This window comes from Micromonospora maritima (genome assembly GCF_902825405.1).
GTDB classification, from domain to species: domain Bacteria; phylum Actinomycetota; class Actinomycetes; order Mycobacteriales; family Micromonosporaceae; genus Micromonospora; species Micromonospora maritima.
In genome coordinates this window covers 1-7097 of the sequence record NZ_CADEAU010000282.1, presented here as the reverse complement: position 1 = coordinate 7097, position 7097 = coordinate 1, and the positions used below count along the sequence as shown (strand labels likewise).

Annotated in this window: 10 protein-coding genes; 2 read left to right on the top strand and 8 right to left on the bottom strand. The window is 75.3% G+C overall.

Annotation, left to right across the window (positions count from 1 at the left end):
• Positions 1 to 374, bottom strand: a 374-nt coding sequence (locus HUW36_RS21775; RefSeq protein ID WP_425487254.1) for a phasin family protein, incomplete at its 3' end; no start/stop codon positions are given.
• 111 nt (positions 375 to 485) lie between these two features.
• Here HUW36_RS21775 and HUW36_RS21770 point away from each other — a divergent pair.
• Complete coding sequence (locus tag HUW36_RS21770; RefSeq protein WP_174529869.1) at positions 486 to 821, top strand: SCP2 sterol-binding domain-containing protein; 336 nt, start codon at positions 486 to 488, stop codon at positions 819 to 821.
• Positions 822 to 833: 12 nt separating this feature from the next.
• On the opposite strand, the gene HUW36_RS34135 is transcribed toward HUW36_RS21770, so the two are convergent.
• The 3 genes from HUW36_RS34135 to HUW36_RS21755 form a co-directional block, all read right to left on the bottom strand.
• Complete coding sequence (locus HUW36_RS34135; RefSeq protein WP_217428845.1) at positions 834 to 2258, bottom strand: HAD-IIA family hydrolase; 1425 nt, start codon at positions 2256 to 2258, stop codon at positions 834 to 836.
• A gap of 80 nt (positions 2259 to 2338) precedes the next feature.
• Complete coding sequence (locus HUW36_RS21760) at positions 2339 to 3451, bottom strand: serine hydrolase domain-containing protein (protein ID WP_246248262.1); 1113 nt, start codon at positions 3449 to 3451, stop codon at positions 2339 to 2341.
• 2 nt (positions 3452 to 3453) lie between these two features.
• Positions 3454 to 4227 (bottom strand): tyrosine-protein phosphatase, encoded by a 774-nt coding sequence (locus HUW36_RS21755; RefSeq protein WP_174529868.1) that lies wholly within the window; start codon positions 4225 to 4227, stop codon positions 3454 to 3456.
• 71 nt (positions 4228 to 4298) lie between these two features.
• Between HUW36_RS21755 and rnhA the strand changes: the two genes are divergently transcribed.
• Complete coding sequence (rnhA, locus tag HUW36_RS21750) at positions 4299 to 4871, top strand: ribonuclease HI (protein WP_174529867.1); 573 nt, start codon at positions 4299 to 4301, stop codon at positions 4869 to 4871.
• Here the strand turns inward: rnhA and HUW36_RS21745 are convergent.
• The 4 genes from HUW36_RS21745 to HUW36_RS21730 form a co-directional block, all read right to left on the bottom strand.
• Positions 4790 to 5050 (bottom strand): hypothetical protein, encoded by a 261-nt coding sequence (locus HUW36_RS21745; RefSeq protein WP_174529866.1) that lies wholly within the window; start codon positions 5048 to 5050, stop codon positions 4790 to 4792. The genes rnhA and HUW36_RS21745 overlap by 82 nt on opposite strands.
• Positions 5051 to 5086: 36 nt before the next feature.
• Complete coding sequence (locus HUW36_RS21740) at positions 5087 to 5323, bottom strand: preprotein translocase YidC (RefSeq protein ID WP_174529865.1); 237 nt, start codon at positions 5321 to 5323, stop codon at positions 5087 to 5089.
• A 477-nt stretch (positions 5324 to 5800) separates the two neighbouring features.
• Positions 5801 to 6667: a pentapeptide repeat-containing protein gene (locus HUW36_RS21735; protein ID WP_174529864.1), complete on the bottom strand. Its 867-nt coding sequence runs from the start codon at positions 6665 to 6667 to the stop codon at positions 5801 to 5803.
• Positions 6668 to 6824: 157 nt separating this feature from the next.
• Positions 6825 to 7097, bottom strand: a 273-nt coding sequence (locus HUW36_RS21730) for an SSI family serine proteinase inhibitor (protein WP_246248261.1), incomplete at its 5' end; no start/stop codon positions are given.

The following is a 7097-nucleotide window of genomic DNA, read 5'->3' as shown; positions in this document are numbered from 1 at the left end:
GGCTGTCCGGTGGCCGCGCCAGCCGGCTGCGGGGCGGGCTGTCCGGTGGCCGCGCCGGTCGGCTCCGGGGCGGTGCGGGCCTCGCGCAGCTGCCGTTCCAGGTCGTGCACCCGCCGGGTCAGCTCGGCGACCTCGTCGGCAGTGGCCAGGCCGACCGCGCCGAGCGCCCGGTCCACCTCGAAGCGCACCAGCTTGGTCAGCGCCTCCCGGTTGGACAGGCCGGTCGCGACCAGTTCCTCGGCGAGGGTCTGGAGCTGGGCGGCCGTCGCGCCGCCCTGGCCGACGACGCGCATCACCGCGTCCTGCGCCTTCTTCCGGGGCGCCTCCGTCAGGCCCATGGCCAGCTCGAGGTAGGCGCGCCACGCGTCCTGCATGCCTGAGTCCTTCCGCGGGGCGAGGTGTGCAGGTGCCACGCTACCGGGCGCCTGGGACGTCCCATTGCGGTACGGTGCCGGGAACGGCGTGGCTCGTGGTGAGGAGACGATGTGGCCAGCGTGGACGAGTGCCGGCAGGCGTTGCAGGACCTGGCGACCCGGCTGGACCAGCACGCGCAGGCGCAGGGGAAGATCGACCTCGACCGCACCCTGGCCTGCCGGATCACCGACCTGGGCACCGCCTTCCACGGTCGGCTGGAGGGCGGCCGGCTGGTCGACCTCACCGACGGCGACGACCCGAAGGCCAAGATCGCCCTGAGCACCGGCAGTGACGACCTGGTCGCCCTGGTGCACGGCAAGCTCGACATCATGTCGGCCGTGGCGTCCCGGCGGGTCTCCGTGAAGGCCAACCCGTTCGACCTGATGAAGCTCCGCAAGCTGCTCTGAGCAGCCGGCGGCTCAGCCGTCGAGGCCGAACGCGGCGAGCGCCTCCGCCGCCTGCGCCGACCCGGCCCGCACCCGCGGGTCCGTCGGCGTCGACCAGGCCACCGCGCACAGCGCCGCGAGCGCGTCCAGCGGCCGTCCCGCACCGTCGAGGGCAAGCTCCCCGCCGGTCACGGTCACCGACCAGCCGCCGGCGTCCGGCCGGCCGGGCACCGCCACCACGGCCTCCGGGTCGAAGAGCCCCGCCAGGTCGAAGGAGACGTACGCCGGCCGGCGCGCCTCGGGCGCGGCCAGCAACTCGGCGGCGTCGCTGACCCCGGTGAGCACCAGCAGGCTGTCCAGCCCGGCGCGGCGGGCGCCCTCGATGTCGGTGTCGAGCCGGTCGCCCACCACCAGGGTGCGCCCGGTGCCGGCACGCCGGGCGGCGGTGGTGAACAGCGCCGGCTCCGGCTTGCCCACCACCACGTCGGGGTCCCGGCCCAGCGCGGTGCGCAGCACCGCCACCAGCGAGCCGTTGCCGGGCAGCGGTCCGCGCGGGCTGGGCAGCGTCCGGTCGGTGTTGGTGGCGTACCAGGGTGCGCCCGCCCGCACCGCCAGCGACGCCTCGGCCAGGTCGGACCAGCCCACCTGGGGTCCGTAACCCTGGGCCACGGCGGCGGGCTCCTCGTCGGCCGTGGACACCGGCCGCAGGCCCACCGCGCGCAGCTCCGCCCGCAGCGCCTCCGCGCCGACCACCAGCACCGGCGCACCGGCCGGCAGCCGGTCACGGAGCAGTTCGGCGGTGGCGGCCGCCGAGGTGAGCACCTCGGTCGGCCGGGCCGGCACACCCATGCCGGTGAGCAGGTCGGCCACCTCGCTGGAGCGCCGGGAGGCGTTGTTCGTCGCGTACGCGACCGCCCGCCCCTCGTCGTGCAGCCGGGCGACCGCCTCGACCGCGCCGGGGATGGGCCGGTCGATCAGGTAGATGACCCCGTCCAGGTCGAAGACGAGCAGGACGTACCCGTCGACCAGTCCGTGCCGGCGCAGCGACCGGACCAGCGCGCCGCTGCCCAGCACCGAGATGTCCGCCCCCTCCTGGGCCTTCAGCTCCCGCACCGCCGCGATCGGGTCACCCGTCAACGGGTACGAGTTCACCCACGGCAACGGTCCCTCCAGGGTGGTCGAGGCGACGTACTTGGGCAGCGCGTCGAGCACCGGGGTGAACGGGTTGTCGGTCTGCCGGGGCCAGTAGCCGGCGAAGTCGGCCCAGGTGCGGCGCCCGAGCAGCAGCGCCCCGGTCGCGGCCATGCCCTCGCCCATGGCGCTCCCCATCACCTGATCGGTGTAGGGCACCGCCCAGCCGCCCCGGCTGAAGCCGTCCCGGATGTCCTCGTCCGGACGACCCGGGGCCTGCATCACCCCGTCCAGGCTGATGCTCTCGGTGACGATGATCTTCCGCATGCCGCTCCCCGGGGTCGGGGCCGGCCCGCTGCCGGCGCTCCACCCTCCAGACGAACGGCCGCGGTCGTTCTCGACAGCGGTCAGCGACGACCGCCGGCGGCCACCCGGTCGCGGACCAGCACCCGCAGCCGTTCCATCGGGTCGCCGTCACCCGCGCCGAGCCGGTTGCGCACCGCCGCCACGGTCAACCCCAGCTCCGGGTACGCGAACGCGAGGCTGCCGCCGCTGCCGGCGGTGCCGAACGACCCGTCGTCGTCGACGGCGTAGCCCAGCCCGAACGTGGTCTCCTGCCCGAACACCCACTCCTGGGCGCGGACCGCCGGGGCGGACACCGCGCGCAGCCGGTCGGGGGAGACCAGTCGGACCCCGTCGACCGGGCCGAGCAGCGCCGCGTACATCCGGGCCACCGCGCGGGCGCTCATCGTGCCGACCGACGGCACGTCGGCGCGCAGCACGTCGGGACGGCTGCCGGTCACCGTGTCCGGCCGGACCGCCGGCGGGGCCACCGCGTCGAAGTGGGGCAGGTTGGCGCCGGCCCAGGTCATCAGCGCGGACAGGCCGGCGTCCTCCAGCCGGGCCAGCCGCGGCAGCTCCGCCCCGGGTACGGCGAGGAACAGTTCCCGGTCCACCCCGAGCGGCGCGGCGACCTCCTCGGCGAGCACCTGCGACACCGACCGGCCGGTGACCCGCCGGACCACCTCGCCGACCAGCCACCCCCAGGTCCAGGCGTGGTACGCCAACCGTTCGCCGGGCGCCCACAACGGCTCGGCGTCGGCGAGCAGCCCGCACATCCGGGACCAGTCGGTGAAGTCCCGTGGGGTGACGTCGGCCGGCAGGGCGGGCAGGCCGGCGGTGTGGGTGAGCACGTGCCGCAGCGTGATGCCGTCCTTGCCGTGCCGGGCGAACTCCGGCCACACCCGGGCCAGTGGCAGGTCGTAGTCGAGCCGGCCCCGCTCGGCCAGCACGTGCACCACGGTGGCGGTCAGACCCTTGCCGGTGGAGACCGCGTGCACCGGCGTGTCGGCGGTCATCGGCCGGCCGGTGCCGGTGTCGGCCAGCCCGGCCTGCTCCTCGACGACCGGCACGCCGTGGAGGTAGGCGGCGACCTGGACGCCGGCCTCCCGTCCGGAGGTGACGAGATCGTCGACGGCGTCGCGCACCTCGGCCCGCAGGCCGTCCCACCGGTCGTCCATGATCAGGGAGCCTGCCAGAGCGCGGTGTCGTCGTCGTCCGGTTTTCCGTCGTCGGTGAGCAGCCGCGCGCGCAGCGCCGCGATCGTCTCCTCGCCGACGCCCAGCCGTCCGGTGACGTAGCCCCGCACCGAGCCGTGTGCCGCCACCAGGTCGGCCAGCACCAGCCGGATGATCTCGGCCGGCGCCCGCCCGTACGCGGGCCAGCCCGGCGACGCGCCTCCGTTGCGCTCCCGGAACTCGGCGACCAGCCGCCGGGTCGCCTCCTCGGTCGCCGCGAAGTCGGCCGCGATCTGGTCGTCGTCCACCCCGAGCAGGGCCAGCACCAACGCGGCGAGCAGCCCGGTGCGGTCCTTGCCGGAGGCACAGTGGAACACCAGCGGGTGCTCGCCGTGGGCGATCACCTCCAGGGCCGCGCGCAGTTCGACCACGCCGTCCTCGGCCACCTCGGCGTACCGGTCGGCCAGGTAGCGCCACGGGTCGACGTCCGGGTCGATGTCGGCCTGCACGTAGGGGCGGTGTTCGATGCTCAGGTTGTGCCAGGTCACGCCGAGGCTCTCCGGCGCCCGGCCGCGGTCGGCGATCTCCCACGGGTAGCGCAGGTCGATCACGGTGCGGACGCCGAGCGCCGCGAACCGGGTCAGGTCGTCGCCGGCGAGCTTGGCCAGGGAGTCGGAGCGGTAGAGCCGGCCGCGGGCGACGGCACGACCGTCCGCGGTGCGCCGGCCGCCGAGGTCACGGAAGTTGCACAGGGTGTCGAACCGTGGGGGTACGGGCATGCTCGGCACGCTAGCCGCCGGCGGCGGGTCGGGTGGTCCCGCCGAACGGCGTACCCGGTAGGTTGCCGGGCATGGCGGAGGTGGATTCCGGCCGGATCGTGGAGATCTGGACCGACGGCGCGTGCAGCGGCAATCCCGGGCCCGGCGGCTGGGGCGCGGTGCTGCGCTGGGGCGGGCACGAGCGGGAGCTGTGCGGCGGTGAGGCGACCCCCACCACCAACAACCGGATGGAACTGACCGCTGCCATCCGGGCGCTGGAGAGCCTGACCCGGCCGGTCACCGTGCGGCTGCACACCGACAGCACCTACGTGCGCAACGGCATCACCGGCTGGCTGAACGCGTGGAAGCGCAACGGTTGGCTGACCGCCGCGAAGCAGCCGGTGAAGAACGCCGACCTGTGGCAGCAGCTGGAGGCCGCCTGCGCCCGGCACGACGTCACCTGGCTGTGGGTCAAGGGGCACAACGGGCACCCGGAGAACGAACGCGCCGACGCGCTGGCCAACCGGGGCATGACCGAGGCGCGGGGCGGCGGTGCGCCGGCCACCCCGCGCGCGGCGTCCGCTCAGCGCAGCGGCCGGCCCTCCTCGATCTCCTCCGGCCCGTCGGCCGGGTCGGCGGTACCGGAGACCGCGTCCACGTCGTAACCGGCCCGGCTGGTCTCCCGCGCCGAGCGCCGGTCCTCGGCCGGCAGGTCGGCGAAGTCGTCGCCGGTGTCGTCGGTGCTGTGCAGGGACTCTCCCGGCGGCCGCAGGGACGCCTCGTACGCGGTCGCGCCGTCCGGTTCGTCGGTGGTGGCGCGGCCGAAGGATTCTTCACTGGTCATGTCGCACTCCTGCCCGCAGCGGGTGGCGGCAAACGTTCAGCGGGCCGCGTCGGGATGGGTCGGCATCGAGGAGCCGCCGGAACTGCTGCCGGAGGCCCCGCCGGCCATCCCGGACCCGTCGTCCTCGGTCACCTCGTCCGGCGGCGGCGCGTCCGGCGCGGGGGCCGGCACGTCGGTGTCCGCCGCCACCTGCACCAGCGGCACCTGCCCCGCCTCGTCCTCGGCGTGCGCCGGGTCGACCGGTTCCGCACCGTCGCGTGCCCGATATCCCACCGGTCCGCCTCCCGTCGGTCGAGCGCCGTCCCGGCCGCCTACCCGCCCCCACCCCACCAAAACCCCACCCCTGCGCCCTCCCGCCCTCGCCCTCCCGCCCTCGGCCGCCTCCGCCCTTCCCGCAGCACGGGACCAGCATCCCGACCCCGGAACGCGCTGGAGGTCTTGGTACGCGAGTGCCCCATGAAGGCCGTTCGGTACCAAGATCTCGGACCAGGTCGCCGGGAGCGACCGTCGGCTGACGGGCGCACGACCGGGGCACATCGCGTGCGTCCTGCTCGTCGACATGACTCCGCCTCATGAATGTGCCCCTGAGGTGTCCGGGTGAGCGGATACCCTCCGGCTGCCGGCCTCGCGCTCGCGTTGATCAAGGGGTTTGCGTCATCGATCGCCGCCGAACCGACGCAAACTCCTTGATCAACCGATGGTGTGCCCGCGCCCGGTCGGGCGGGTGGGCCGTGTGGGGGAGGGGTGGGGTCAGCGGGATCGTCGGCGGGCGCGGGGAGGGCGGGCCGGGGTGACGGTCAGGGACCAGTGCGCGGGGCGGCGCAGGCCGGGCGGGAGGACCGTGCGGTGGTCCCCGCGCGCCGCGTCGAGCTGAGACTGGTGCGTGAACAGGCACTCGCCCAGGTCGGCGCCGCGCAGGTCCGCGCCCCGCAGGTCCGCGCCGGTCAGGTCGGCGGCGCCGAGCCGTACGCCGCGCAGGTCCGCCCCGATCAGGCACGCGCCGCGCAGGTTGGCGCCGGTCAACGCGACACGGCGCAGGTCGACGCCGATCAGCACGGCGCCCCGCCGGTCCGCTCCGGCCCGGCCCGCGCGCGCCTGGTCGCCGGCGCGCGACAGCAGCCGGTTGACCGTGTCGCGGTGGGCGTCGACGTCGAGGGCGAGCAACTCCTCCGGGGTTCCGTCGGTGAGCCGGCCGGTCTCGTCGAGCGCGTCGGTCAGGTCGTCGCGCAGCGGGCCGGGCGGGGTGAGGCGGACCGCCTCGGTCAGGTACCAGAGCAGCTCGTGCAGCGGTCGCAGCACCGCGAACGTGTCGAACATCCGCCGCGCGGTGGCCGCGTCGGAACGCCAGTCGTGCCCGGCGAAGGTGCCCTGGGTGAGGTGTTGGCCCGCGCCGAAGCAGTCGAAGACGGTGCACCCGGGGAAGCCGCGCTGCCGCAGCTGCGTGTGGATGCCGCAGCGGGAGTCGGCGCGCAGGTTCGGGCAGGGCTGCCCGGCGGGCTTGTCGAGGGCGAAGTCGGCCGACGCGGCGAAAGCCGGCGCGACGCAGCAGACACCCGCGCAGCGCGTGCAGTCCGCCCGCAGCTCCTGCGCACCCGCGCCCCCACCGTCAGCCCTCACCACGACTCCTCCCCACGCCCCGCCCACCCAGCCCACCCATTCTCCGCCCCACCCCCGCACCCCCTGGCACCCCACCCGTCGATCATGGAGTTGGCGGCGACAGAACGGTCACGCCGCGCCGCCAACTCATGATCATCGAGGTCGGGTGGGGTCGGGGTCAGAAGGTGAAGAGGGTGGCGGTGGCGCGGCGCAGCAGGCAGTCGTTGGCGAAGGTGCGCGTGTAGGTGACCGGGCGGTCCTGCCAGAAGCCCACCGCCCGCGCGGTCACCGGGGCGTACTGGGAGGTGCAGGGGTCGGTGCCCACGTCGAGCGCGTCGAGGTGGCCGTCGACGCGGGCGACCAGCCGGCAGGCGGCGACCGGGTCGGGGTGCAGGCCGCCGGCGGGCCCGCAGACCAGGACGGTGGCGCGGACGTCGGCGTCGCCCGCGTC

Excerpts from the sequence above, each read along its gene's own strand:
- rnhA (WP_174529867.1), top strand. The coding sequence starts at position 4,299 with ATGGCGGAGGTGGATTCCGGCCGGATCGTGGAGATCTGGACCGACGGC.
- HUW36_RS34135 (WP_217428845.1), bottom strand. The coding sequence starts at position 2,258 with ATGCGGAAGATCATCGTCACCGAGAGCATCAGCCTGGACGGGGTGATG.
- HUW36_RS21745 (WP_174529866.1), bottom strand. The coding sequence starts at position 5,050 with ATGACCAGTGAAGAATCCTTCGGCCGCGCCACCACCGACGAACCGGAC.
- HUW36_RS21755 (WP_174529868.1), bottom strand. The coding sequence starts at position 4,227 with ATGCCCGTACCCCCACGGTTCGACACCCTGTGCAACTTCCGTGACCTC.
- HUW36_RS21760 (WP_246248262.1), bottom strand. The coding sequence starts at position 3,451 with ATGGACGACCGGTGGGACGGCCTGCGGGCCGAGGTGCGCGACGCCGTC.